The organism is Streptomyces sp. NPDC126497 (genome assembly GCF_040302425.1).
Lineage (GTDB): Bacteria > Actinomycetota > Actinomycetes > Streptomycetales > Streptomycetaceae > Streptomyces.
In genome coordinates, this window is the sequence record NZ_JBEORT010000010.1 from 43,893 (window position 1) to 69,909 (window position 26,017).

Consider the following 26,017-nt stretch of genomic DNA (forward strand, 5'->3'; position numbering starts at 1 on the left):
ACCCGACAGCAGAGCCCGGCGCGTGACTGAACGCGCCGGGCTCTGCTGTTTTCAAGAGGAATACGGGAGCTTCCGTATTCGTCCAGTGAATGACTCCCATCCATTGCGTCGATAAAAGGGTGCCTTGCGTGGTCGTTCAATTGAAATTTCAAAACGCCTTTCAACTTGAATCGGCCGATATTCGCTGGTCATGGAGGTTGCCTGGGAGAGTGCTGTACGAGGGTTGACCTGTGACACGACAAGCCATAGTTTTCCCGTTCGTTGGATGAAACGCTTCGCGAGACGGTGCCAACGGGCACTGGAACCGTTGCCGTGGGACGCGGCAGCCGTTGTCTCGAAAGAAGTGAAAAAGAGGGTGCGTCCTTTTGGGTGCGCACCGTGCGTCACCGTATTCAAAGCCTCATCGAACTGAGGCCGGCCGTGTACCTGACCCCTCGGCCGGCCTCGCCTCCCCCACTCCCGCGACGGCGCGTCGAGCAGCCGTCATCTTCGTCCGGAGAGCCGCTGTGAACAGACGAACATTTCTCTCTGCCGCCACCTTCACCGCCCTGGCCGTGAGCATGGCCCCGGCCATGGGCAACCAGGCGGCCGCCGCCTCCGGCCCCGGCCCGCAAGACCGGGCGGACGCGCTGCTCGCCCGGATGACGGCCGCCGAGAAGGAGGCCCTCGTCCGGTGCGACTTCGCCGCCGTCGCCCACCTGGGCATCCCGGCCCTCGCCATGGTCGACGCCTCGGCGGGGCTGCGCGGCGAGAAGGGTGTGACCGCCTTCCCCGTGCCCGTGGCACAGGCGGCCACCTTCGACGAGGACCTGGCGGGCCGCATCGGGCGCGCCATCGGCGTGGAGGGCCGCGCCAAGGGCTACAACAACCTCCTCGGCCCCACCGTCGACATCACCCGCACCTGGCACTTCGGCCGCCAGGCCGAAGCCATGGGGGAGGACCCCTTGCTGGCCGGCCGCCTCGGCGCGGCCCTCACCGTCGCCATGCAGAGCCAGAACGTGGCGGCCACCGTCAAGCACTTCGCCGCCTACACCCAGGAGACCAACCGCTTCTTCACCGATACCGAAGTCTCCGACCGCGCCCTGCACGAGATCTACCAGGCGCCCTTCCGCCGTGTCATCGCAGCCGCACCGGTCACCTCCGTGATGATGGCCTACCCGAAGATCAACGGCACCTTCGCAACCGAACATCCCGCCCTGTTCGACGACTTGAAGAACCGGATCGGTCTCCAGGGCTACACCGTGCCGGACTTCTGGGCGGGCGCCGACCAGGTCGCCGCCGCCCGCGCCGGCATGGACCTCGCAGGACTCGGTCCCGGCGCAGTCAAGATTCCGGCGGGCTCCCTCACCGGCGGCGCGATTCCCGGCACACGTCTCGACGACGCGGCCCGCCGCATCCTCGTCACGATGTTCGGATGCGGCCTCATCGACCACCCCGTCCCCACCCCCGCCGACGACGTCAGCACCGAGGAGCACAAAAACCTCGCCCACGAGGCCGCGGTCGCCTCCACCGTGCTGCTCGCCAACCGTTCCTCGGCACTGCCGCTCCCCGCGTCGCTGAAGTCCCTGGCCGTCATCGGCCCCGCCGGCACCGACGCCTTCCCCGGCGTGGCCGGCTCCACCTTCGTCGACCCCGGGACCTGGAGCACGCCTCTGCAGGCGATCCGCACCCGCGCCGGCGGCTCTGTCGAGGTCACCCACGCACAGGGCACCAAGGGCGACGTCCCCCTCGCCACGATCCCCCCGAGCGTGCTGCGCACCGCCACCGGAGCAGCAGGCCTGACCGGCGCTTACCACGCGGGCGCAGACGCCAGCGGCACACCGGTCACGACCCGGACCGACGCGACCGTCGACTTCACCACCGCGCCGGTCGAGGGCCTGCCCGAGGTGTGGTCGGCGAAGTGGACCGGCACCCTGGTGCCGACCGTCACGGGCCTGCACCGCTTCTCCCTGCTGCCCGCTGGAACCGCGTCGCTGAAGATCGACGGCAGGACGGTCGTCTCCGGTACCCGGCAGATGCGCCGCTTCTTCCTCGGTCCTTATGACTATCCGCTCCAGGGCATCGCCGAACTGACCGCGGGCCGCCCCGTCACCGTGGAGCTGACCTATACCAACGCCACCGCAGAGCCCGGCACCTGCGGCCTCACCCTCGGCTGGCAGCCCGACTCGCTCATCCCCGCAGCCGTGGCCGCGGCCCGCGCCGCCGACACCGCGGTCGTCTTCGTCAACCGGGTCGCCGGCGAGGCCATGGACCACGACCGTCTCGAACTCCCCGGCGACCAGAACCAGCTGATCTCAGCCGTTGCGGCCGCCAACCCCCGCACGATCGTCGTGCTCAACACCGACGGACCCGCCGCCACCCCCTGGCTGGACGACGTGGAGGCCGTGATCCAGGCGTGGTACGGCGGCCGCGGCATGGGCACCGCCCTCGCCGCCGTCCTCTTCGGCGACAGCGACCCCTCCGGCCGCCTGCCTGTCACCTTCCCCGCCGACGCCGGCCAAGGACCGGGCACCACGACCGCTTCCTACCCCGGCACGAACGGCACCGTCTCCTACGACGAGGGCATCGCCGTGGGCTACCGCTACTACGACGCCAAGAGGCAGCAGCCCCGCTTCCCCTTCGGCCACGGGCTGTCCTACACCACCTTCGCCCACGGCTCCCTCGAAGCCTCCTACGACCCGGCGGCCGGGAACGTCACGCTCACCGTCACCGTCACCAACACCGGACGGCGCCGGGGCACCGACGTCGTCCAGGTGTACGCCACCCTGCCGACAGCGGCATCGGCGGAACCGCGCCGCCTGGTCGCCTTCCAGAAGGTCACGCTTCCGCCGGCGGGATCCCGGAAGCTCCGCATCACCGTCCCCGCGCAGGACCTCACCGTCTGGAAGGCGGGCACTTGGACGCTCGTACCCGGGCCGTATGCCTTTGAGGCGGCGCGTTCGTCCCGCGATGTCATCGCACGCCGAGTCCTCACCATCCGCTGAACCGGACTCTACGCACACGCGTGACGCTCCCCTCCCGCGGCGGGAGCGTCACGCGGCCGGTATGAGGGTGCCTGCCGGGTGACCGTCGGCGTGCAAGAAAACCATGGCGTTATTGGAGTTGACGCCTTCGGCGCAGTCGGAAGACGACACGTGCGACGGTGGCCGGCGGTACGTCAACGGTGAGGGTCGGCTCATCACCGGAGGTCGGCACCACCGCCCGGGAGTCCTCGAGGTCGTGCCCGCCCCGCACCTGTCACTGACATGGGTCCCGGGCACGTACGAGTCCCGCAGGGCACAACCACCGGGCAGCGGCGGGGCATCAATCAGGCGGGTGTGCGCCGGGCTCGTTCCCCGCGCCCGCTCGACGGGAGTGCGGTGGACTCGCGGGGTACGAGCCGGCACTCGATGACCGTGCTGCCCTTCACGACATCGTCTCCTCGGATGGCGCGGACCATCTGGACCGCCGCTTTCCTTCCGACTTCCGGGAGGCAGAGGTCGATGGTCGACAGGCGGGGGCGGTTGCCCTCGGCCATGACGCTCCAGTTGTCGAAACCGATGACGCCGATGTCGTCGGGGACCGTCATGCCGAGGGCCTGCAGTGTGCTGGTGACGCCGCGGGCGATCATGTTGTTGCCGCAGACGATGCCGTCGGTCTCGACGCCGTTGTGGGCCAGTTGGAGAGCGGCTTGTCGTCCCCACTCCTCGCTCCATTCTCCGTACAGCGGTTCGGCCACCAGTTCGAGCCCGCTCTCGGCCGGAACCTCCTGCGTCGCGGCCGTCTTGAGCTTGGCGGCCTCTTCGCGCTGCGGGCCGAAGATGCAGGCGATGCGTTGCCTGCCGGTCGGCAGCAGGTGGCGGACGGCGAGTTCGGCTCCACCGCAGTTGTCCGGGGGCCGCGGTGTTCGTGAAGGAAGTCGCACTGCGCGCGACAGGCCCGACGACGAGGGTTCCACCGGGCAACCGTCGGCTGTCTGGCCGCTCACGAAGCCCTGTGCGGCGGTGCGCAGACCCCACTGCCCCATCAACCCATCGATCCGGCAATCCGTCGATCCCGCCCGGAGGGGTTCCCCGCCATGAAAATGCTCATCCTCGGAGCGACAGGCCCCACCGGCCGCCACCTCCTCGACCACGGTGACGAGGTCACGGCCCTTGTGCGAAACCCAGCGGCCCTGGCCGGCCTGGCCACCGGTCGTACACGCGGGGCAAATCCTGGGGGGCGATGCCCGGCCCGGAGTCGGCGACCCGCAGGACGGCCCGGCCGTCGCGACCGCCGGGGAGGGTGACGTCGATCGCGGCGTCGGCCGGGGTGTGCTGGAGGGCGTTGCCGATCAGGTTGTTGAGGACCTGCTGCAGCCGGGGCGCGTCCCCGGTGACGTGCACGGGGTCGGGGGCGGGCAGCCGGATGGTGCGGCCGGGGGCGATGACCTGGGCGTCCTGGACGACGTCCGTCGCGAGCCGGCGCAGGTCGATGGGGTCGCCCGCCAGGGGACGGCCGGCGTCCAGGCGGGCCAGCAGGGGGAGTTCCTCGACCAGCAGGCGCATCCGGCCGACCTCGCCGTCCACGCGTTCCAGGGCCCGCTGGAGCCGGGCCGGGTCGTCGAGGGCGCCCTGGTGGTAGAGGTCCAGCCAGCCGGAGACGGTGGCCAGCGGGGTGCGCAGTTCGTGCGAGGCGTCGGCTGCGAAGTTGCGGATGTTCTCCTCCGCGCGCCGCTGCACGTCGAAGGCGTTGTTGACCGCGACGGCGAGGCGGTCGGTCTCGTTGTGCCTGCCGTAGGTGGGCAGCCGTTCCTGCCGGGCACCGGAGGCGATGGAGTCGGCCGCGTCGGCCAGCCGGAACAGCGCCGTCTGTACGGCGGCGGCCAGCTCGTCGTCGGTGAGGATGGCGTGGCTCAGGGCCGCGTAGAGCCTGCTGTCCTCCGTCGCATGCTGAGCCAGGCGCTCGGCCACAGTGATCATGTCGCCCCACAGGCTTCCGGTGTCCACCTCTGCGGGACGTCCCGGACCGCTGCTGCGGATCGCCGCGGAGACCGGACCGGCCTTGTTGTGCCAGAGCCGGTAGAGCGTCGCCTTGCTGCAGTGGGCGCGCGCGGCCACGTCCTCCATGGACAGGGCTTTGTAACCGGTGTCGCTGAGCGCCTGGAGGGTGGCGGCCAGCACCTCCCGCTCGCGCTCCGCGGTGACCCGCGGCCACTTGACGGGGCGGCGGCCTCGTCCGTGGCCACAGACGCATCCTGAATGAAGTGAAACGGTCCCGCACGGGAACTAGGGCGGTAGTCGATGAAACGCAAGTGTTTCATCGACTACCGCCCATGGCCGCGTCGAGTCACGGACAGCACGCGGCGCAGGACCGTTCCACGGTGCGTCCCGCCTGCGAGGCCATCTCGCGCAGGTGGACGGGTCCGGGCACCCGTACCGACCGCCGCGAAGTCGGCGGCCAGTACATGATGCGTCGCCGTGGCGCCGCCCGGATCAGATGGCCAGCGCCACCAGGAAGCGGGAGACCATGTTGTACGCCGCGACCGTGGCGACCGCCTCCACCGTCCGGGCCTCGCCGAACAGACGCTTGAGGTGTTCGATGACGTCGGCGTCCACCTCGACCCGACGTGTGGACTGGTCGGTGAGGGTGATCAGAGCCCGCTCCTCCTCGTTGAAGAGCGCGCTGTCCGCGTCCTCTTCCCGAAGGGCCTTGCTCTTTTCATCGGTTCCGCCCGCCTTCAGGTACGCGGGGTAGTGCACGCCCCATTCGAACTCCGCCCTGTTCAGGGCGGCCACCCGGAGCATGATCAGCTCGCGGTACTCCAGACTGAGGTCGAACCCGGCGCGGACCCGGCCCAGCAGGCCGTTCCATCCTGTGGCGAGCGGAACGCTCCGCAGCAGTACGCGGTCGATACCGATCAGCTCGCCATCGGGGCGGCGGCCTCGCATGCCCGCGAGCAGCTCGGACGGGGGAGACGGAACGTCGTCTTCCTGCCAGGGGGTGACTCGCACGGTGCTCACACTGTGCTCCTTACACAGAACGGGGATGTCAGACGGTGTCGTAGACCCGTACGTCCGGGTCGGCCGACAGCAGGGGGGCGAGTTCACCCACGACGTCCCGTGTGAAGAGTTCGCTGTCCAGGTACGCGCGGGCGTCCGCCACCGATCGGAAGCCGTGGAGCACCTGGACATCCTCGTCCCGGATCAGGAGCTCCTTGCTGGTGGCGCCGGTGACGCCGTCAAGGAACTGCTGCTTGTACTTCTCGTAGACGGCTGCCGCCGCAGGACGGTTGGCGGGGTCCACGGAAAGCGTGATTTCAAGATAGGCCACGATTATGTATGCCTTTCCAACTCGACGTAGTCGCTGTACACCGCCAAGTTAGGCAGGCGTTATGGCATCCGGTAGGGGAGACTGTTGAATCCTCACATAAGCAATCTGTATGGGTCACCGGGGTGCGTCGAGCTGCTGGGCGAGCAGGGTGAGGTCCGTGTGCAGGGCCGAGTCCGGGTTCCACACGGCCTCGAAGGAGATCTGCACCTCCCGGCCCGCGTTCAGCAGCGGGCGGTGAGGGACGGCCGGGGAAGTGAGCCGGGACTGGGGGAGCATGGCCGAGCCCAGTCCGAGAGCGGCCCATTCCTCCAGGACCCGATAGCTGGCCGCTTCCCCGGGATAGGTGTGCAGCGGTACCTCGTTGGCGTGGAAGAGCTGGGTGGTGAACGTGGTCAGTCCGCAGGCGTCCGGCACGAGGATGAACTGTTCGTTCCCGGCATCGGTGAGTTCGAGCGAGGTGCCGTCGTCGGCGGCCGTGCCGACGATGACGATGGGCTCGACATCGATGACCCGGTGCTCGAAGCGTGGCATCGCGGTCACGGCCGGAATCAGGATCAGGTCGAGCTGACCGGCCAGCAGTCCGTCGCGCAGGTCCTGCATGTTGGCCTCGCGCAGGACGAGATCGCGGGGCGTGGGCAGGTCGCGGACGGCGCTGAACGCGCGGGCCACCAGGTGCGGGCCGATGAGCGGTGAGACGCCCATGCGGATCTTCTGGTCGTTCGGTTCGGTGAGCCGTCGGGCCTCCGCGGTGACGGCGTCGAGGGCGGTGACAGCACGTTCGATGAGCGGCAGGACCCGGCTGCCGAACGCGGTCTGTGTCACGCCCCGCGGGGACCGGTCGAAGAGCCTCTCCCCGAGTCGTTCCTCCAGTTTCGCGATGCCGTTGGACAGGGCCGGCTGAGTGACGCCGTACGCCCGCGCCGCCGCGCTGAAGGAACGGGTCTCGGCGACCGCCTGCGCGTAGCGGAGACCTTCGACATTCAGTCGTTCCATCATAGCCATCGCTTATCGCCTCATTCACTGAAGTCGCCTACCGCTGCGGCTCACCACCGTTTACGGTGGGCCGCCGATGACCTCGTCATCATTCACCCTTATAACACTCATCTGCGTTCTTCCAGGAAGTGCACTGTGTCGGATCCCGCTGTCGCCATGGTCGTGACCGAGCCGGACGGGCCGTTGGTTCCGTCCGCCGTCGCCGCTGTCCCACTGGAAGGGCATCAGGTCCGGGTGTCCGTCCTGGCCAGTGGCGTGTGCCACGCTGACATTGGCACGGCCAGGGCCCCGAAGGCGCACGCGGACGCACCGGTGACGCCCGGGCACGAGGTCGCCGGCGTCGTCACCGAGGTCGGTGACCGGGTGCGCGGCTGGCCGGTCGGGGAGCGGGTGGCCGTCGGCTGGTTCGGCGGCAGCTGCGGGCACTGCGCCTTCTGCCGTGACGGTGACGTCTTGTACTGCCCCGAGCGGAAGGTGCCCGGGTTGTCCTACCCCGGCGGCTGGGCGCAGAGCATCATCGTGCCGGCCGACGCGTTGGCGCGCGTCCCCGATGGCCTGGACCTCTTCGACGCGGCGGTGTTCGGTTGCGCGGGTGTGACCAGTTTCAACGCCGTGCGCAACGCCGGTACGCGGACCGGGGGCAGGGTCGCCGTCTTCGGACTGGGCGGGCTGGGGCACCTCGCCGTACAGTTCGCGGCCCGGCTCGGATACGAGACGGTTGCCGTCGCCCGCGGCGCCGACCGCGAGGAACTGGCGCGCGGACTCGGCACCCGGCACTACGTCGACAGCACGCGCGAGGCACCCGGTGCGGTCCTCGCGGCCCTCGGCGGTGCCGACCACATCATCTGCACCGCCTCCACCACCGACGCGCTGGGCGAACTGGTCACCGGACTGCGGCCGCACGGCCGGCTGACGCTGGTGGGCGTGGACGACGGTTCCCTGTGCCTCCCGGTGAGCCAGCTGGTGGGGCAGGGAGTGAGCGTGACCGGGCACCTGACCGGCAGCGCACGGGACACGGAGGAGGCCATGGCCTTCGCCGTCGCCAACGGAGTCCGGCCCATGATCGAGCGGATGCCGCTGCGGGAGGTCGGCGCGGCCGTCGCACGCCTGCGCTCCGCGGCACCCCGGTTCCGTATCGTGTTGGACCCGTCCCAGGTGTCCTGACCTCACCGGACCTCTCCCGTCCGCCCGTCGCGCAGGCAGCGTGCCGGGCGGTCCCCCACCGTCCCGAAGGGAACCCGCCATGCTCAGCAGCGGCACTCATGACGTCATCGTGGTCGGCGCCGGCCCGGCCGGGCTGACCACCGCGACCGTATTGCACGAAGCCGGGCACAGGGTCCTGTGCCTGGAAGCACGGACGCGGGTAGGTGGCCGACTGCTCAGCGAGCCCGTCGACGGCGGCGCCCTGGACCTTGGGGCCACCTGGTTCTGGCCGGGGGAGCGGCGCGTCGCCACGCTGGCCGCCCGCACCGGGGCCGAGGTCTTCGACCAGCACCTGGCAGGGGACGCCGTCCTGCACGACCGGTCGGGAGCCCACCGGTACCCCGGCAACATGATCGACGTTCCGTCCTACCGCTTCGCGGCCGGCGCGCAGCATCTCACCTCGGCACTCGCGACGAGCCTGCCCCCGGACGCCGTACTACTGGACACGCCCGTCACCGCGATCCGTCCCGCCGGTGCGGACGGAGTCGACGTCCACACCCCGGAGCGGGCCTTCCGCGCCGCGCAGGTTGTCCTGGCCGTACCCCCCGCGCTGGCACTGGAGCGCATCGACTTCGCCGGCGCCCTGCCCGACGACCTCGTCCGCCTGGCCCGCTCCACTCCCGTGTGGATGGGGGCCGTCGCCAAAGTCGTCGCCCGCTACTCCACCGCCTTCTGGCGCGAGGACGGGCTCGCCGGCGCGGCCTTCAGCAGGATCGGACCGCTCCAGGAGATCCACGACATGTCCGGCGCCGACGGACGTCCCGCGGCGCTTTTCGGCTTCGCGCACGCCCGGACCGTCCGGCCGGGCTTCGAGAGCGCGGTGGCCGCGCAACTCGGTGCGTGCTTCGGGCCCGCCGCGGCCTCACCCGAGGCCGTGTACGTACAGGACTGGAGCCGCGAGACCTGGACGGCCCCGCGTTCCGTGCACGCCCTCGGCGACTATTCCGTCTTCGGTCACGACCTCTACCAGTGGCCGGCACTCGACGGCCGGCTGCACTGGGCCTCGACCGAGACGGCCACCGACCACGCCGGGCACATCGAGGGCGCTCTGCACTCCGGCGAGCGCGCGGCCCGTGCCGTCCTGACCTCGGCCGCCCACGGCCGCGGCCTTCCCCTGGGCTGACCCGGACAACGCGCGGCCAGCGCCTCGACTCCGTTCCCTCGACGCGGGTGTGTACGGTGCGGCGGCTCTCTCACGCGTTGGCGCCCGGGGTCACCTCGGACATGGGGCTGTTCTCCCAGTTTCGTCGTCTGCGGGACGCGGAGATGTCAAGCCGGTCGTCCCGGGCCCGAATCCATTGCTTCCTCAACTGTCCGCGCGGTCCGTCGCCGAACCCGGCGTTCCACCCGGCAGTACGACCGCGACGACTTGTCTTTCGGCCTCCGGCACCGCAGGGAGGAGTCGTTGCCCAAAGGGCAGCGGTACACGGCTCAGGTGACGTCCGGAGCGCACCGCCTCGGAGAGAAGGAAGTGAGCAGCAGGTGCTACCTGCCGTAAGTGCCCTCGCGGGGCAGGGGGCTGATGTGGGCGTGGCGGCCGGAGTGCAGGACGTCGATGACGAGTTCCCTCCGGGGCCAGGTGGGTGGCAGGGCGCCCACGCCGGTGGCGTTCTCGAGGATCTGGTCGTTTGTGAGGCGCACCACGGTGAACTTCGCAGAGGCTACCGGTCCGCGAAGGTCGGCCGGGGCCATGACCGAGCGCAGGACGCCGAGGAGCGCGGCCTGGCCGAAGTGCATGACCCAGTTCGCCGGCACGGGCTGCTTGCCGGCATGTTCGGGCAGGCCGGTCAGGCGCTGGAGAATTTGTGCGAGGACATGGGAGTCGGGCCGTTGAGTGACGGTCTGTTCGAATTTCTCGCCGAGGGTCATCACCAAGCCTCGGCGGCGTCGGCGAGGAGCCCCTGCCACAGTGTGCGCTTCATCATGCCGTCGCGGGTACCCGTCGGCCGGCATCGCGATCCTCCTCGTCCCGCGGCTCTCACCCTGATGCGGTGAGCGGCGGGCTCGTGTCCGGTGCGACGGGTAGGTGTACGAAGCAGCAGACGTGTCCGTGTCAGGAGGCAGCCTCATGAGCGCACCGGCCCACCCGCCCGCGATGCACGAAGCGCGGCCCGAGCCGCGCAGGTCGATGGTGGTGTGCGGGGTGATCGGGATCGCGGTGATGGCCGCGGTCGACGAGATCGTCTTCCACCAGATCCTGGGCTGGCACCACTTCTACGACCGTTCCACTCTCAGCGTCGGACTGCTCTCGGACGGGCTGTTGCACACCGCCGAGCTGATTGCCCTGGTCGCGGGGTTCTTCCTCTTCGCCGATCTGCGCCGCCGCCGGGCCCTGGCCCCGGCCCACGCCTGGGCCGGCTTCTTCCTGGGCCTGAGCGCCTTCCAGCTGTACGACGGGATCGTGGACCACAAACTGCTGCGCCTGCACCAGATCCGTTACGGCGTGGACGTCACCCCCTACGACTGGGCGTGGAATCTCGCCGGACTGTTGCTGCTGCTGATCGGAGTGGGGCTGGCTGTCCGTGCGGCCCGCCACGGCCGGGCCTCGACGGCATCGTGATCCTCGCGCACGTCCACGCCGACCCGGGGACGGGGCCTGGCCCAGTGGCACTGCTCACCGCAGCGGCCTCGCTGTTGGCGGCCGTCCTCTACGTGGCCGCTGCATCCCGCTTGCGGCGCCGTGGTGATGCCTGGCCCTGGTGGCGCGACGCGTCGTTCTCGGCCGGGGGCACGGGCCTGGCCTGGGCGGTGGTGGGCTCGCTGCCGGGCGGTGCGTTCACCGCCCACATGGTCCAGCACCTGGTCGTCGGTATGACGGCTCCCCTCCTGTTCGTCCTGGCCCGTCCCCTCACCTTGGCCTTGCGCTCCCTGGCTCCCGGAATCGCGCGTCGGGGGCTGCTGACGCTGGCCCACTCCCGTGCCGCGGGCTGGCTTCTCTTCCCTCCGCTGGCAGCCCTGCTCGACATCGGAGGGCTGTGGCTGCTGTACCGGACCGGCATGTTCGCCGGCATGCAGCACCATGCGTGGCTGCACGCGGCGGTGCACCTGCATGTCCTGGCGGCCGGACTGCTGTTCACCTTCGCGGTCTGCCGGCTCGACCCGGTACGCCGCCGCTGGAGCCCGACCGCGCGCGGGACGACCCTGCTGGCCGCCGGCGCCGCGCACGCCGTCCTCGCCAAGTCCCTGTACGCGGTCGAGCCGCCCGGCACCACCTTCGCGACCGCTGACCTCCACACCGGAGCCCAAGTCATGTACTACGGCGGTGACCTGGTCGAAGCCGCTCTCGCCGTAGTGCTGGCCGCCTCCTGGTACCAGGCGACCGGCCGCGTCCGGGCCGCACGCGGCCGGGCGAAGGCGCGGCGGAGGCCGCCCGCGGACGCGGTGCCATCCGGACGCTGACGCCCGTGGCCGATTCAGCGTGCGCGCACGAGGACGGACCAGAAGGCGAGCACAGGCAGGACCAGGACGGCGGCGACGGCGTTCAGAACGCCGAAGCCGGCCCAGCCCATCAAGGGCCCGGCGAGGCCGGCGCCCACGGCCGCGACGACGTTCATCGCGGTGTCCGTGGTGCCCTGTACGCCGGGCAGAAGGACGACGGGCGTGGTCTCGCCGAGCATGGCCGAGCCGGCCACCAGGCTGAAGGACCAGCCCAGTCCCAAGAGGAACAGCCCTGCCATCATCATGCCGACCGAGTTGTGGCCCATGCCCGACAGCGCGGCGGACACGAGGAAGACCGCCTGCCCGGCCACGATGGTCGGCATGTGACCGATCCGGTCGGAGAGCCGGCCGACGACCGGGGAGAACGCGTACATGCCCAGCAGGTGACCACTTATGGTGACGCCGACAACGGTGAGCCCATGGCCGTGCTCGGACATGCTGACCGGGGTCATCGTCATGACCGCTGCCATGACCGTGTGGGCCACGACGATGGTCACGAACGCGAAGGCCGCCTGCGGGGTGTGGCGAAGGTGCCGCAGGCCCGCGCGCACAGTCCCGTTCTGCGAATCCTTCTTCCGCACGGCGGTTCCGGCTCGTGCCGCCGGGATGGCCGTGTCCTCTTCCACGGGTGCGTCGGCGTCCTGGTAACGGCGGGACAGCGTGAGCGGGTCGGGACGCATCAGGCCCCACAGCAGAGCCGATGCCGCTGCCGTGCAGACGGTGGCCAGGACGAACGCCCCCGCCAGGCGCGGAAGGTGGAGAGCCGACGCCACGGCGGCACCGGGATCGGCGAGGTTGGGTCCGATCACCGAGCCGATCGTCGTGGACCACAGCACGATGGACAGCGCGCGGGCCCGCCGGTGCGGCGCTGCCAGGTCCGCGGCCGCGTAGCGGCTCTGCTGGTTGGTGGCGCTGCCGACGCCGAACAGCAGCATGCCCACGACCAGCAGAGGGATCGACCTGTTCACCGCTGAGGCGATGAGCAGGCCCCCGCCGGCTGCGGCGACGAGCCATCCTGCCCCGAGAGAGGTCCGGCGACCGCGTCTGTGGGCGAGGAGGGCGAGCGGTATGCCGACCAGGGCGGCGCCCGCTGTGGTCGCCGTGCGCGCCAGTCCGGCGTAAGTCTCACTCCGGGCCACGGACTCCGCGAGCAGGGGGCCGGCCGACACCGAGACACCCACCCCGACCCCGCCGACGATCTGTGCCGCGGACAGGACCCGGACCGTGCGCTTCTGCACCGCGCGCACTCGGGCCTGCTCCTGCCACGGCGTCGGGGCTATGTCCTGTGGCGTGCTCACGTGTCGGCGCTCCTTGGCGGGTTCGGCTGAGTGGGGGGTGTCGAGAGGGGAGAAGGGCGTGCGGGGTGGACGGGCCGGGTTCAGAGGTCGTGCCGGGACGGTTCGGAAGGGGATTTCGGCCGGGGGCCGTCCCGGCGTGCCAGCAGGACGACGGCGGTGAGCGCCGCGGTCGCGGCCAGGACGAACAGCAGAACGCGGTCCGGTACGGAGCTCCCCAGGCGTGCGAGGTGTTCTTCCAGTCCTGCTTCCGTCTCCACGCTGACCGGGGAAGGCAGGGCCGCCGTGCCGTCGAACAGCAGGAAGACCACGCCGAGCAGAACGAAGAGGGTGCCGCCGGCGAAGGAGGTGGTGTGCCAGGAGAAGCGGCCCAGCCGCAAGGTGCGGCCGCGTAGCCAGCGTTTGTGTCCGAGGTCGAAGCGGTCCCAGAGCAGGGCCAGGGCGAACAGTGGTACGGCCATGCCGAGGGCGTAGACCGCGAGCAGCAGGCCCCCGTGGGCGGGCCGGCCGCCCAGGGCGGCGAGGGTGAGGATGGAGCCGAGGATGGGGCCGGCACAGAAGCCCGCCAGGCCGTAGACGGTGCCGAGGGCGAAGACGGAGAGGCCCGACCCGGAACGGCGGGCACCTGCGGCTTCCTGGAGCCGGCGCACTCCGAACCCGAGCCCGAGGATCTGGGCCGCTCCCAGCGCGATCACGGTCCAGCCGCCGATGGTGACCAGCAGGTCACGGTGGCCGTAGAAGAGACGGCTGGTGAAGGAGCCCGCGACGCCGAGCGGCACCAGGGTGGTGCACAGGCCGAGATAGAACAGGCCGGTGCGCAGCAGCAGTTTGGCCGGGCTGGTGAAGGAGTAGGCGAAGAAGGCCGGCAGCAGCAACGCGCTGCAGGGGCTGAGCAGGGCCAGCAGGCCGCCGAGGAAGGCGGCCAGCAGGCTCGCGTCTCCGTTCACCGGGTGGCCTGCGCGGCTGCCTCGATGGTCTGCTTGAAAGTGTCGACCGGCTGTGCGCCGAGGACGGGAACGTCGTTGATCAGGAAGGCGGGGGTGCTGGTCACGCCGAGGGAGTAGCCCTCGTTTTGGTCCCGCTGGATCGCCGTTTCCGCCGCGTTGGAGTCCATGTCCGCGCGCCACTTGTCGAGGTCTGTCACCCCGGCGGCCGTGGCCATGGCGGTCAGCTTGTCGGTGGCGAAGGCGCCGGTGTTCTTCTTGTGCTCCGTGCTGTACGCCTGGTCGTGGAACTCCCAGAACTTGCCCTGCCGGCCGGCCGCCCAGGCGGCGCGAGCGGCCTGCTCCGATTCCTCGCCGAAGATCGGGAAGTTGCGCCACTCGATGCGCAGCACTCCCTTCTCCACGTAGGAGCGGATCAGCTCCGGTTCGGTGTCGCGGGCGAACTTCCCGCAGTACGGGCACTGGAAGTCCGAGTACTCGATCATGACGACGGGGGCGTCGGCGTCCCCCACGGCCAGCGGGTCGTCGGTGTCCCGGCGGGCCAGTGCGAGCAAGGCGCTCGTCTGGGCGTCGGGCGTACTGGTGTCGGCGATTGCGGAGTCCTGTGACACGGTGCCGGACGGTCCGTCGTCGAGGGCGAGAGCGAGGACCGCCGTGACAACGGCGGCCAGCCCGGTTGCGGCGGCGGCGAGTGTGCGGTTGCGTCGGCGGACGCGGACTGCGGCGGGGGAGGAAGAGGACGGCATGGAGGAACTACCTCGTGCTCGGTGTGCGAGTGGCGGACAGCGGTCGGCGCACGGCGCTGAGGCCGTGTGCCGGGCAGTGACCGGATCACGGCCGGTCGGCGCGCGGCGCGTGGTAACGCGCGGGCGTCCGGCCTAGATCCGCATCCGGTCGGGTACGGTCCGCACCGCCGGCGGGGAAAGACCCGATATCACCACGTCTCGGCACACCTCGGCCGAGACCGTGTCAAGCCTGGTGGCAGCCACGTCGACCGTGCGGGCCACCGGCTCCGCCGTCTCCAGGAGGCGTACGTCCGGCTGAGTGAGGAGCACTTTCCTGCACGGAGCCGGAGCACCGGGTGTATCGCACCGGGAGGAGCCCGGTCGCACCGCTTCGGCGGCCTCGTCCGATCCCTGGACGGTTGTCTCCGTCCGGGCGGTCACGGTCACAGAGCTCGACACCCCGGCACCGGCGTCCAGCGCGTGTGTCCCGCATGCCCACGCACTCAGCACGACGAGCAGTGACAGCAGGACCAGGAGACAGCACCGCGCCCTCGTGGGCCTCGTCACTGCGGTCACCGGACCGGACCGGGGGAGAACTGACATCACTTCACATCACGTCATGCCCGGTCGGAGCCGGGCGCCTCGCACCGCGCATGTCACGCGTAGGGGTGCAGGCACAAGTAGCCGTCGATACGGCGCACATGGTCGGAGTCGGGGTCGGTGGGCAGGGCGTGTCCGAGGTGCTCAGCGCGGACCTCGCCGATCCACTGGTCGTGCTGGTACTCGTGGTTGATCAGCGTGGTCAGCAGGTGGGACGCGACGATGGTCATCTGAGTGGGGGTGCCGACCTTCCCGGCCGCGATGTCGCCGATGCGGGCGTGCACCCGCTCGGCGACGGTCTCCCGGAAGGCCGTGAGCCGCTCCACCGTCGGGAGGGCACCGCGGAACTTCTCCGGGTTGGCCGAGTCCATGAGTCCGTCCAGTTCCGAGTCCGGGCTGGGCTCGGCGGCGGTGAGGTTGCGGATCATGAAGTGGGCTACGTGGGCCTGGTGTCCGAGGTGCCAGCCGATGGCGCTGAAGTCCTCTCTCGGGCGCCAGACCACCTCGTCCGCCGTGAGGTCCCGCCACAGTTCGTCGGTGTACCCGCGGGCACGGTCGTACTCGCGCAACAGCGCCTGCAGTTCGTACACGGGCTCTCCTACAGATGTCCGGTGTCGGTGGAGGTCACGAGAGCGGGAACGAGGCCGCCGTGCTGAACGCTGCCGGCAGGCGGCTCCGCACGCCTCGGACGGCGCGGCTGGTGGCGGCGCACCGCCGCCACTGTAGAGAGCCGCAGCACGGGCCGGTAGGAGACGAAGCCGAATACCCTCATCACTGCTCTGTATGACCCACACCGGGCACGGCACGGTGGAGCGGCTCCGACAGCCCCGGCGGGCTCGGTTCCAGAACCGGTTGATCACCGGCTGACTGCCGTGTCTGGTTCCTGGTGTAGAAGGCGTAAGCCGCGAGCACCACCAGGACCCAGCCGCCGGAGACGAGCAGCGACACACGGGTGTCCGGGAGAATCGCGATGCAGACGAGGACGGCCGCGATGAATACTAGGGCGAGGTAGTTGCTGTACGGGTGCAGCGGCATCTTGTACCGGATGCCGTCCGCCTGACCGTTCAGAAGCTTGATCCTGCGGAACCTGAGATGGCTGACCACGATCGACCCCCACGCGCAGATCAAGCCGAAGACGGTGACGGACGAGAAGACCGTGAAGACCTGACCGGGCATCAGCAGGTTGAGCAGCACCCCGGCGGCCATCGTCACGAACACCGCCGTGACCGCCTTCGACGGAACATTCCGGTCGTTGACGGTGCCGAGGAACTTCGGCGCGTTGCCCTGGAGCGAGAGGTTGTAGAAGGTGCGGCTGTTGGTGAAGACGGCCGAGTTCACGGCGGAGAGGACGGCGGTGATGACGACGACGTTCATGACCGTCGCCGCGGCCGGCACGCCGATCTTGGTGAAGACGGTGACGAAGGGGCTGCCCGATCCGGTCAGCGAGGTCCAGGGGAAGACGGTGACCAGGACGGTGATGGCACCGACGTAGAAGATCATGAGTCGCCAGAAGGTCGCGTTGACGGCCTTCGGCATGGTCGTGGCGACGTCCTTCGTCTCGCCCGCCGCGATGCCCAGGTTCTCCACGCCGCCGAAGGAGAAGGCGACCATGACGATGGCGAGGAACGCGCCACTGACACCGTTGGGGAAGAAGCCGCCGTGGTCGTGGAGATGACCGAGGCCGATGGCGTGCCCTCCGTTGCCGACACCGAAGACGACCATGGCGAAGCCGAAGAGGATCAGCGCGATGATCGCCACCACTTTGATGATCGCGAACCAGAACTCCGCCTCACCGTAGAACTTCACCCCGACGACGTTGACGGCGAACAGCACGGTGACCGTCACCGCCGCCGTCGCCCAGATCGGCACCGCGGGGAACCAGTACTGGACGTAGCGTCCGAGGGCGTTGAGTTCGGCCGCGGTGGTGGCGAGAAGGAAGATGAACGCGTTCCACCCGTTGAGGAAGCCGGCGAACCGGTGGATGTAGCGGTTGGCGTAGGAGATGTAGGCGCCGGAGACCGGTTCGGCCACCGACATCTCACCCAGGGCCCGCATCACGAAGTAGATCGCCACGGAAGCGACGGCATAGGTGGCGACGATGGCGGGACCGGCGGTGGCGACCGCCGATCCGGAACCGTAGAACAGGCCGGTCCCGATGGCACCGCCGATGGCGATCATCTGGATGTGCCGGCTCTTGAGGTCCCGTTTGAGGTCTTCTTTTTCGTAGTCCTTCGCGGCTCTTGCGGTCATGTCACTGCTCCCTGGACGAAGAGGGGGTGGTGCTCTGACGAAGGGACGAGCAGGTACGCGAAAGCCGCAGCGAGGGCGCTGCGGCGCGCGCCCGTGGCCGGCCACGGGCGCGTGAAGGATGTTCCGGTGCGGAGGGGCTGTGTCAGACGGTGGCGATGACCGCTTCGATCTCGACCGGGGCCCGCATCGGCAGGGCGGCGACGCCGACGGCGGAGCGGGCATGCTTGCCCGCCTCACCCAGCGCCTCGACGAACAGGTCGGAGGCCCCGTTGGCGACCAGGTGGTGGTCGGCGAACTCGGGGACGCCGGCGACGAACACGGTGATCTTCAGCAACTGGCGGATCTGGTCAAGGTCGCCCAGGGCGGCTTTGGCCTGGGCCAGGACGTTGGCCGCGCACCAGCGGGCGGCGAGCTGTCCGGTGGCGACGTCCAGGTTCTGTCCGAGCAGCCCGGTGGCGACCAGGGCACAGTCCCGCAGCGGGAGCTGCCCGGAGATGCGCAGCAAGTTGCCCGACCGGGTCCAGGGCAGGTAGTTGGCCACCGACCGGGCCGGCTCCGGCAGTGGCACGCCGAGTTCGGTAAGGCGGGTTTCGACGGCGGATGTCATGGGTGTCCTCCGGTAGGTGCTGTGCTTGCCGAACGTGCGCTGTTCACAGGTTCTCGACGGCCGTGAGCAGCCGGTCGACGGCCTCGTCGACCGTGGAGCGGGGACAGCCCAGGTTCACCCGCATGTAGCCGTGGCCCTCGATGCCGAACTTCTGGCCCTTGTCCAGCCACAGCCGCGCCTTGGTGAGCATGAACTTGTCCAGCGACTCGGCGTCCATCCCCAGGCCCCGGCAGTCCATCCACGCCAGGTACAGGGAGTCGGCCGGCAGGACCCGCACCCTGGAGGTGGCGGAGTTGACCGACTGCGCGAAGTGGGCGTGGTTGCCGCGCAGGTAGGCGAGCATCTCCTCCAGCCAGGGCTCACCGTGCGCGTAGGCGGCCTCGGCGGCGACCATCCCGAGCACGTTGACCAGCGGGAACATGTTGCGGTCGTACTGGCGGGCCAGCTCCGCCCGCAGCCGCGGGTCGGGAACGAAGACGTTGGCGCTCTGCAGCCCGGGCAGGTTGAACGTCTTGCTGGGGGCGGTGCAGGTGATGCTGTTGCGCGCGAACTCCTCGCCGAGCGAGGCGAACGGGATGTGCTTGCGGTCCGGGGTGATGACGAGGTCCTGATGGATCTCGTCGGAGACGACCAGGACGCCGTGGCGGTCACAGATCTCACCCATGGTCCGCAGCTCGTCCTCGCTCCACACGTTCCCGGTGGGGTTGTGGGGGTGGCTGAGGATGAACAGCTTGGTGTCGGGCCGGATGGCGGCCTCAAAGGTCCGGGCGTCGAACCGGTAGCCGTCGTCGGTCCGCACGAGCGGCGCGAGGGCCAGGTGGCGGCCGTTGAGCAGGACGTCGTCGTGGAAGTGGGCGTAGACCGGCGGCTGGATCAGGACCGAGTCGCCCGGTGCGGAGAACGCCTGAACGGCCGTCTTGAGTGTGGTGATGATGCCGGCGGTCTGCATCACCCACTCCCGGGGCACCTCCCAGCCGAACCGCCTGGCCTGCCAGCCGGTCACGGCGTCGACGTAACTTTCCGTCGCGCCGCCGGGGTACCCGAAGACACCGTGCTCCACGGCCTGGTGGAGGGCGTCGATGACAACCTGGGGGGCCTTGAAGTCGGTGTCGGCGACCCACATCGGCAGGGGGTCGGCCGCGATCTCGTCGGCGGTCAGGAACTGATGGGCAGAGGCCCATTTCATCGAGTTGCTGTTCTTGCGGTCGATGACGGTGTCGAAAGCCGAGCCGGTGGTTCCCGTGGGGGCGGCCTGTCGTATCCGGTCAGCGCAGAGGGGGGCGGTTTCCATGGCTGGATGCTAGCCATGACAACGGGCAAAATGTTCGTGAACTTTGCCATGAATCTGGGTTGTATGGCTAGAATTTCGCGCATGGACGTGACTGACCGCAAAATTATTGCTCTCCTTCAATCGGAAGGACGTATCACGCTCACCGATCTGGCCGATAAGGTCCGGCTCAGCGTCTCCCGGTGCCAGCGACGTGTCCGGGATCTGGAGGCGGCCGGAGTCATCCGGGGCTACCGCGCGGTCGTCGATGCCGCGGCTGTGGGATTCGGGTTCGAGGTCCTGGTCTTCGCCACGCTCAGTCGCCCCGACGCGGTGACCGGGTTCGATGCGGCACTCGCCGACATTCCCGAGGTCATCGAAGCCCAGCGGCTGTTCGGCGAACCGGACTACCTCGTCCGCGTGGTCACGGCCGACCTGTCGTCCTACCAGCAGCTCTACGAGTCCGTGCTCATCCATCTGCCCGGCGTGCGCAGCCTCAACTCGACCATCGTGATGAAACACGCCGTCCACCCACGGCCCCTGCCCGAGCGGCCCTCGCGTGACGGGGCGCCGCCCGCTTCCCGCGCATGAACGCGATCAGCTCAGCCACGTCAATCCACCCCCCGAACCATGACGAGGCGGCTGCGGACGTAACCTGCGGCCCATGAACGACGCCACCCAGGAAACCCCTACCAACCCACGTGAAGCCTTCGACCTGCTCATCACCGGCAACCTGCGTTTCACCGCCGGCGCACCCCACCACCCCAACCAGGACGCCGCCCGCCGCACCGGCACGGCAGCCGCCCAGCACCCGTACGCCGTGGTGCTCGGATGCTCCGACTCCAGGCTGGCTGCGGAGATCATCTTCGACCAGGGGCTGGGGGACCTGTTCGTCGTGCGCACCGCCGGCCACGCCGTGGGAGCGGAGGTTCTCGGCAGCATCGAGTACGGGGTGAGCGTGCTGGGCTGTCCGCTCGTCGTGGTCCTCGGGCACGACGCCTGCGGTGCCGTCGCGGCGACCCGGGCCGCCGTACAGGACGGTACGACCGCACGCGGGTACCTGCGGGACGTCATCGAGCGGGTGACCCCCAGCGTGCTGGCCGCCCAGGCCGCCGGCGTGAGCGAGGACGACGGCTACATCGCCACGCACGTCCGCCACACCGTCGACCTGCTCATGGACCGCTCCAAGGAACTGGCAGACCGGGTCGCCTCCGGACGTACCGCGGTCGTCGGCCTGACCTACCGCCTGGCCGAGGGCAGCGTGCGGACAGCCGCCTCCCGGGGCCTGTACCTGCCGCCGGACGGGACCACGGCGCCCGTAGTCGCATCGACATCCACCGTTCGGTGACGCACACGCCCCCGCCCGCCGAACCCGACCTGACCGTCGACGGAACCGGCCTGCTCTGCGTCACCCTCCTGCTCCGCCTGCGCGAACAGATCGCCGACGCGCCGACGGACAGTGTCGTCCACGTCATCGCCACCGACCCCGCGGCACCGCTCGACCTACCCGCCTGGTGTCACATGACCGGCCACACCTACCTCGGCCCCGTCCCCGGCGAACGGCCGGTGTACGCCCTGAGGCTCACCGCCGGTGCGCGCGCCACCCGCCCGGACGCGCCCTGGCACCCGCTCCGGCGGCAGCAGGAGCAGCTCCGGAGCCGGTGACGCATCTCGTCGGCCGGCCGTTCCGGGCGGACCGCAGACGCGGAACGTCACGGCGTCCGGAAACCCCGGAAGGTGACCGGCCTGCGGGTCTTGAAACCGAGCCGTTCGTACAGGGTGATCGCGCCGGTGTTCGCCTCGGCCACGTGCAGGAAGGGACGATCACCGCGCGCCAGGATGCGCTCGGTGAGAGCGCGGACGAGGCGGGCGGCATGGCCCTGCCCGCGCGCCTCGGGAGCGGTGCAGACGGCGCTGATCTCGGTCCAGCCCGGAGGACGCAGGCGTTCACCGGCCATCGCCACCAGCGTGCCGTCGACCCGGACACCCAGGTAGGCGCCGAGTTCATGCGTACGAGGCCAGAAGGGCCCCGGCTCGGTCCGCGCGACGAGATCCAGCATTTCGGGCACGCTGTCCGCGCCCAGCTCGACCACATCGGTGTTGGACTCGGAGCCCGACCGGCCGGGGCGGCCGTCACCAGGCCAGATCATCTGACGGCCTTCAAGGCTGAAGATCGGCTCCCAGTTCGCCGGCGCGACGGCCGGGCAGCTGAACATGTCGGCGAAGGCACCCGGGCCGAGCAACCGGGCCAGGTTGCCCCAGTCCTCCGCGTCCGGGTCGGCGGACACGGAGGAGAAGGTCGCCACGTCGGTGAGATAGGTGGCGGCCCGGCCGAGCCTTCGGGCGAGATGTGCGTGCCGACCGCCGAGCGACCGACCTACCGGGTCGTCGAGCACCGGGTCGTCGTCGTTCCCCATCATGCTGTTCCTTTCCTGGTAGGAGCGGTGGTCGGTACCGCTCCGGCACGTCCCGCCAGGCCGTACTGGTCCGGAACTCCCACACGATTCCGTTGAGGACCGTCCGGATGCGTGACAAGCGCACGTCACCCCTGAAGCAACAGCGGGGGCGCGACCTCAAGTATGCGCAGGAGGGGGACACCGCGTGTCAGTGGTCGGTCTCCAGGTGGAGCTTGAGGAGGTCGACGCCGTAGTCACCCCCGTTCGGCGTGCGGATGATGGTGTGGATGTGCTGCTGGGTGGGGGTGCCGCCCATGCCACCCATGCCGCCTCCCGGACCGCCGCTGGGCATGCCGGTGGGCGGGCCGCTGGGGGCACCACCGCCGCCGCCCATCTGGGCGTTCTCGCCGTAGGCCAGCGGGGACTGGGCGTCGTACTCGATCAGCACGACGGGGCTGTGCACCCGGTAGTAGAACGCGGAGGAGTCCTTGGTCTCGCCGATCCAGTAGAAGTACGTGTCGTCGAGGTGCTCCTCCACCTCCTTCATTTTCACCGCGGCGTGACCGTCGTCCATGTAGCCGACGTAGACGCCGACCAGGTCGAGCAGCTTCTGGCGCTGGGCGGAGGTGAACTCCTTGGCGGCGAGGCCCTGGTAGGCCAGCTTCAGGTTGTCCTGGCCGGCGCCGGCCACCATGTCGGTGCCGCCCTTCTCGTCGGCGGAGATCACCTTCTTGCGCTGCGCCGAGGTCAGGGACCGCAGCAGTGCCAGACCGGCCTTGGTCTCCGGCTTGAAGGTGGTGATCTTCTCGCCGTTGTACGTGGCCGAGGTCGGCTCCGAACCCATGAAGGTCGGGGACATGACGACCTGGTCACCGAGGACGAAGTAGTTGATGGCCAGGTGGTGGCCCTCGTACTGGAAGCCCCACGGCTTGGTGGTCGACGGGGTGCCCATGAAGGTGAAGTAGTAGTGCCCCTCGGTCAGCGTCTCCTTCCCGCCGCCGTTGTAGTCGCCCAGGAACGCGTTGAGCTTCATGATGTTGCGGGTCAGGGTCAGCCCGTCGGCGGACAGCGCCGCGCCGAGCAGCGTGTAACCGAGGTTCTGCTGCTTCTCGGTCAGATCGCCCATACGGGCGCCCTCGCGCTCGTAGCCGTCGACGTTGCTCCAGGCCAGCCACTCGTCGTCGTCCACGTCGAACACGGACGCCCGGCGCACCTTGGCGCTGAGCCCGTCCAGGAACGCCTGCGCGGCCTTCACCACGGCATCCGTCGAGACACCGGTGGAGTGGATCGAGAACAGGTCGTCGACGACCTTCCCGTCCGTGGTGACACCCTTGAAATCGGCGTACTTCACCTCGGTGACACCGGGGCCCATGCCTCCGGCGCCACCGGGCCCACCGGACGGCATCCCGCTCTGAGCGGCACCGGACGCGGAGCTGGCCGCGTCCGAAGACCCGGCGGAGCAGCCTGTCATGGTCGCCACGGCTGCAGCACCGCCGAGCAGCAGCGACCGGTTCATGAACCAGCGGCGGGTGCGCTCGGTGGCGGGGGTACGGGGACGGTGTGCGTTCATGAGCGTGACACTCGCCCATGATCCTTACTTTTCCGTGAGACCTCTCTGTGAACCAGCGATGAGACCGCGAGGCCGCGTCCGGAGGCCCGTCGGCGTGAGCCGTTCGGCTGCCGCCGCTCGCCGGTTCATGTCGTCGTCCGGCGTCAGGACAGTGGCACGTTGTCGTTGCGGGCGAGTCTGAGCCAGGAGACCAGGTACCAGTCCTGGTCGTTGGCGAATGGGTCGACCTTGTGGGCCTGCCGTCCGTCGACGGTGCTGGGCATGATGAAGGCGCAGGTCGCCGAGCCGTCGGGACGGTAGTTGGTGAGGTTGGCCAGCAGGGACGAGCGGGCGACGTGCTGTGTGTGCGGGGTGCGCAGGCGCGGGGGGAGGCGGTACAGGGCGCTCGAGGTCAGCACGCTCCAGTAGTGCGGGAAGACATCGCCGAAGAGCCGGTCCTGGCCGAACCAGTAGCCGTCCCAGTGCCGGATGCCGACGCCGTGCAGGCGGATGTGGGGCTGGCGTCCGCTGGAGGCCAGCAGCCAGGGCAGTCGTTCGGCGATCTCCTTCTCCAGGAGGGGGTCGGCGGTGATGCGCCAGGCGTCGATGAGCAGGTTCAACAAAGGAGCGACGATGGCGTGTTCGTAGGCGACCTCATGTTCGGGAAGCCGGTCTCCGAGGCCGATAAAGTGCCGTGCGGACCGCACGATCTCCTCGCGGAGCCGCGTTGCCCGTTCCCCTTGTCCGGCGCTGTCCAGAGCGTCGGCGGTCTCGGCGACGGTCTCGGACAGACCGATTGCCAAGTGGCGTCCGGCGCCCAGCTCGTAGGCGCGCTCAAGGATGCGGGCGGCTGTGTCCAGCTGCTCGGGGCGACGGTGGACCCGATGGTGCTCCAGGAAGAACGCGGCCAGCCAGGGAGCGTCGTAGAGGCGGGTTCCGACGTGGTGGGCCTGGGAGCCGCGACGGGGTGCCAGGGTGTCGTCGAGCAGGTGGCCGAGCGCGAACTCGGCCCACCCTTCCACGAGCGGGCCAGCGGTCTGCGGGGTGATCCAGCCCTGTTGCCTGGCCAGCAGCAGGAGGATCGGCATGGCGATGCGTTCGGAACCGTCGGTCCAGTCGGACCACCCGTTGGTCAGGGTGGTCAGGCCGGTGGTGGTGTCCACGGGGACGAAGGCGTGGCGCAGCAGACCCAGGCGCTCGGGTGAGCGCTGGTGGGCCACGATGTAGGCGACGCGCCGCCGTACGAGTTCGGGCATCGGCAGGTGGAAGAGGGTCTCGGTGAAGGCGTCGCCGATGCGCACGGTCACGGGTTCGTGGACGGCGGAGGTGAGCACGGTGGCGTCGCCGTCACGGCGGACGCGGACGTGGTCGGACAGAGCGGTGACGCCGGTGGCCGGGATCGTCAGGTCATGGCCGACGGGCCTTGACCCTTGATCCTGGACACACGAGACACTGGATCCTGAGGATCTGAGAACGGACATCTCGTGGTCATGAAGAACTATCCGCCGCAGTTCAAGGCGGACGCGGTCGCGCTGTACCTGTCGGACCCGAGCCACACCTTCGAGGGCATCGGCAAGGATCTGGGGATCAGCCGGGAGACGCTGCGCAACTGGGTCCGGGCCGAGCGGGCCCGCCGCGGCGGGGGCAGCACGACGAGCACGAGCACGGAGAAGAACACGGTGGATTCCCCGCCGACGGCCGAAGAGCTTCAGGCCGAGAACGAGGCCCTGCGCCGGGAGCTGGCGACGGTGCGCAAGGAGAACCAGAAGCTGGCCACCGAGCACGACATCCTGCGCAGGCGACGAAGTTTTTCGCACAAGAGATGATCTGGTGAACCGCTTCCAGTTCATTGAGGACCACCACCGCGCCTGGGGCGTGAAGCGGTTGTGCGCCGTGCTGGAGGTCGCCCGCTCCAGCTTCTACAAGTGGCGGGCCGGCCGCGCAGCCCGCGCCGCACGTGAGCAGGCCGACGTCGCGCTTGCCGAGCGGATCCGGGCCGTGCACGCCGAGTGGGACGGCGTCTACGGCCGGCCGAGGATCACCGCCGAGCTGCGCGAAGAGGGCGAGCGCGTGAACCACAAGCGCGTCGGGCGGGTCATGCGCAAGTACGGCATCGCCGGGCTGCGACTGCGCAAGCGCCAGGTCACCACGGTGCCCGAACCGTCCGCCACACCGGTGCCGGACCTGCTGCGGCGCGACTTCACCGCGAGCGCGCCGAACACCAAGTACACCGGGGACATCACATACTTGCCGGTGGACGACGGCGAGTTCCTGTATCTGGCGACGGTGATCGACTGCTTCTCGCGTCGTCTCGTGGGCTGGTCGATCGCCGAGCACATGCGCACCTCGCTGGTCAGCGACGCGCTCAGGGCTGCTGTCGCGACCCGCGGCAGCCTGGCCGGAGCCGTGTTCCACAGCGATCACGGAGCGCAGGGCGGATTCAACTAGTCGTCGCAACA

General features: G+C 69.7%; 24 protein-coding genes and 1 pseudogene. 9 read left to right on the forward strand and 16 right to left on the reverse strand.

What is annotated here, in order from left to right; translation table 11 throughout:
* Positions 1-506 precede the first annotated feature (506 nt).
* On the forward strand, positions 507-2,984 hold the full coding sequence (locus tag ABTY20_RS08030) for a glycoside hydrolase family 3 protein (protein WP_351996118.1): 2,478 nt from the start codon (positions 507-509) through the stop codon (positions 2,982-2,984).
* 323 nt (positions 2,985-3,307) lie between these two features.
* Here ABTY20_RS08030 and ABTY20_RS08035 read toward each other — a convergent pair whose 3' ends face one another.
* From ABTY20_RS08035 to ABTY20_RS08055, 5 genes are all read right to left on the reverse strand, one after another.
* Positions 3,308-4,114: a substrate-binding domain-containing protein gene (locus ABTY20_RS08035; RefSeq protein WP_351996119.1), complete on the reverse strand. Its 807-nt coding sequence runs from the start codon at positions 4,112-4,114 to the stop codon at positions 3,308-3,310.
* A gap of 10 nt (positions 4,115-4,124) precedes the next feature.
* Positions 4,125-5,141 (reverse strand): histidine kinase dimerization/phospho-acceptor domain-containing protein, encoded by a 1,017-nt coding sequence (locus tag ABTY20_RS08040; protein ID WP_351996120.1) that lies wholly within the window; start codon positions 5,139-5,141, stop codon positions 4,125-4,127.
* Positions 5,142-5,453: 312 nt separating this feature from the next.
* Positions 5,454-5,981: a carboxymuconolactone decarboxylase family protein gene (locus tag ABTY20_RS08045; RefSeq protein WP_351996121.1), complete on the reverse strand. Its 528-nt coding sequence runs from the start codon at positions 5,979-5,981 to the stop codon at positions 5,454-5,456.
* 28 nt (positions 5,982-6,009) lie between these two features.
* Positions 6,010-6,291 carry a hypothetical protein gene (locus ABTY20_RS08050; protein WP_351996122.1) on the reverse strand — a complete coding sequence of 94 codons (282 nt, stop codon included), beginning with the start codon at positions 6,289-6,291 and terminating at the stop codon, positions 6,010-6,012.
* Positions 6,292-6,405: 114 nt separating this feature from the next.
* Complete coding sequence (locus tag ABTY20_RS08055) at positions 6,406-7,287, reverse strand: LysR family transcriptional regulator (RefSeq protein ID WP_351996123.1); 882 nt, start codon at positions 7,285-7,287, stop codon at positions 6,406-6,408.
* 132 nt (positions 7,288-7,419) lie between these two features.
* On the opposite strand from ABTY20_RS08055, the gene ABTY20_RS08060 reads away from it, so the two are divergent.
* Both ABTY20_RS08060 and ABTY20_RS08065 read left to right on the forward strand, forming a co-directional pair.
* Positions 7,420-8,448 carry an alcohol dehydrogenase catalytic domain-containing protein gene (locus tag ABTY20_RS08060; RefSeq protein ID WP_351996124.1) on the forward strand — a complete coding sequence of 343 codons (1,029 nt, stop codon included), beginning with the start codon at positions 7,420-7,422 and terminating at the stop codon, positions 8,446-8,448.
* Positions 8,449-8,527: 79 nt separating this feature from the next.
* Positions 8,528-9,610, forward strand: coding sequence for a flavin monoamine oxidase family protein (locus ABTY20_RS08065; protein WP_351996125.1), 1,083 nt, complete (start codon positions 8,528-8,530; stop codon positions 9,608-9,610).
* A gap of 362 nt (positions 9,611-9,972) precedes the next feature.
* Here the strand turns inward: ABTY20_RS08065 and ABTY20_RS08070 are convergent, their stop codons facing one another.
* Positions 9,973-10,356 (reverse strand): hypothetical protein, encoded by a 384-nt coding sequence (locus tag ABTY20_RS08070; protein WP_351996126.1) that lies wholly within the window; start codon positions 10,354-10,356, stop codon positions 9,973-9,975.
* 199 nt (positions 10,357-10,555) lie between these two features.
* On the opposite strand from ABTY20_RS08070, the gene ABTY20_RS08075 reads away from it, so the two are divergent.
* Together ABTY20_RS08075 and ABTY20_RS08080 are read left to right on the forward strand one after the other, a co-directional pair.
* Positions 10,556-11,047 (forward strand): DUF2243 domain-containing protein, encoded by a 492-nt coding sequence (locus ABTY20_RS08075; protein WP_351996127.1) that lies wholly within the window; start codon positions 10,556-10,558, stop codon positions 11,045-11,047.
* Between the two features lie 44 nt (positions 11,048-11,091).
* On the forward strand, positions 11,092-11,886 hold the full coding sequence (locus ABTY20_RS08080; RefSeq protein WP_351996128.1) for a cytochrome c oxidase assembly protein: 795 nt from the start codon (positions 11,092-11,094) through the stop codon (positions 11,884-11,886).
* Between the two features lie 14 nt (positions 11,887-11,900).
* Here the strand turns inward: ABTY20_RS08080 and ABTY20_RS08085 are convergent, their stop codons facing one another.
* From ABTY20_RS08085 to ABTY20_RS08115, 7 genes are all read right to left on the reverse strand, one after another.
* Positions 11,901-13,223, reverse strand: coding sequence for an MFS transporter (locus tag ABTY20_RS08085; RefSeq protein WP_351996129.1), 1,323 nt, complete (start codon positions 13,221-13,223; stop codon positions 11,901-11,903).
* An 80-nt stretch (positions 13,224-13,303) separates the two neighbouring features.
* Positions 13,304-14,167, reverse strand: coding sequence for a cytochrome c biogenesis CcdA family protein (locus tag ABTY20_RS08090; RefSeq protein WP_351996130.1), 864 nt, complete (start codon positions 14,165-14,167; stop codon positions 13,304-13,306).
* The gene (locus ABTY20_RS08095) at positions 14,164-14,910 is read right to left on the reverse strand and encodes a DsbA family protein (RefSeq protein WP_351996131.1); all 747 of its coding nucleotides are present in this window, start codon (positions 14,908-14,910) and stop codon (positions 14,164-14,166) included. Before ABTY20_RS08095 ends, ABTY20_RS08090 begins: the two co-directional genes overlap by 4 nt.
* A gap of 635 nt (positions 14,911-15,545) precedes the next feature.
* Positions 15,546-16,079 (reverse strand): DinB family protein, encoded by a 534-nt coding sequence (locus tag ABTY20_RS08100; protein ID WP_351996132.1) that lies wholly within the window; start codon positions 16,077-16,079, stop codon positions 15,546-15,548.
* A 181-nt stretch (positions 16,080-16,260) separates the two neighbouring features.
* Complete coding sequence (locus tag ABTY20_RS08105; RefSeq protein ID WP_351996133.1) at positions 16,261-17,739, reverse strand: amino acid permease; 1,479 nt, start codon at positions 17,737-17,739, stop codon at positions 16,261-16,263.
* 142 nt (positions 17,740-17,881) lie between these two features.
* Entirely contained in the window at positions 17,882-18,346 is a 465-nt protein-coding gene (locus tag ABTY20_RS08110; protein WP_351996134.1) for a RidA family protein, read from the reverse strand.
* Positions 18,347-18,389: 43 nt separating this feature from the next.
* Entirely contained in the window at positions 18,390-19,637 is a 1,248-nt protein-coding gene (locus tag ABTY20_RS08115; RefSeq protein WP_351996135.1) for a MalY/PatB family protein, read from the reverse strand.
* An 81-nt stretch (positions 19,638-19,718) separates the two neighbouring features.
* On the opposite strand from ABTY20_RS08115, the gene ABTY20_RS08120 reads away from it, so the two are divergent.
* The 3 genes from ABTY20_RS08120 to ABTY20_RS08130 all read left to right on the forward strand — a co-directional run bounded on the left by ABTY20_RS08120 (position 19,719) and on the right by ABTY20_RS08130 (position 21,278).
* Positions 19,719-20,204: an Lrp/AsnC family transcriptional regulator gene (locus ABTY20_RS08120; RefSeq protein ID WP_351996136.1), complete on the forward strand. Its 486-nt coding sequence runs from the start codon at positions 19,719-19,721 to the stop codon at positions 20,202-20,204.
* Positions 20,205-20,277: 73 nt separating this feature from the next.
* Positions 20,278-20,961: a carbonic anhydrase gene (locus ABTY20_RS08125; RefSeq protein WP_351996137.1), complete on the forward strand. Its 684-nt coding sequence runs from the start codon at positions 20,278-20,280 to the stop codon at positions 20,959-20,961.
* Complete coding sequence (locus ABTY20_RS08130) at positions 20,958-21,278, forward strand: sulfurtransferase TusA family protein (RefSeq protein ID WP_351996138.1); 321 nt, start codon at positions 20,958-20,960, stop codon at positions 21,276-21,278. The genes ABTY20_RS08125 and ABTY20_RS08130 overlap by 4 nt, the downstream gene beginning before the upstream one ends.
* 47 nt (positions 21,279-21,325) lie before the next feature.
* Here ABTY20_RS08130 and ABTY20_RS08135 read toward each other — a convergent pair whose 3' ends face one another.
* The 3 genes from ABTY20_RS08135 to ABTY20_RS08145 all read right to left on the reverse strand — a co-directional run bounded on the left by ABTY20_RS08135 (position 21,326) and on the right by ABTY20_RS08145 (position 24,892).
* Positions 21,326-22,030, reverse strand: coding sequence for a GNAT family N-acetyltransferase (locus tag ABTY20_RS08135; protein WP_351996181.1), 705 nt, complete (start codon positions 22,028-22,030; stop codon positions 21,326-21,328).
* Between the two features lie 187 nt (positions 22,031-22,217).
* A complete protein-coding gene (locus ABTY20_RS08140; protein ID WP_351996139.1) occupies positions 22,218-23,579 on the reverse strand; it encodes a DUF3500 domain-containing protein in 1,362 nt (453 codons plus the stop codon).
* A gap of 143 nt (positions 23,580-23,722) precedes the next feature.
* Positions 23,723-24,892: a hypothetical protein gene (locus ABTY20_RS08145; protein WP_351996140.1), complete on the reverse strand. Its 1,170-nt coding sequence runs from the start codon at positions 24,890-24,892 to the stop codon at positions 23,723-23,725.
* A 150-nt stretch (positions 24,893-25,042) separates the two neighbouring features.
* On the opposite strand from ABTY20_RS08145, the pseudogene ABTY20_RS08150 reads away from it, so the two are divergent.
* Positions 25,043-25,991 (forward strand): annotated as a pseudogene (locus ABTY20_RS08150) (IS3 family transposase); the annotation flags it as partial.
* Positions 25,992-26,017: the final 26 nt, after the last annotated feature.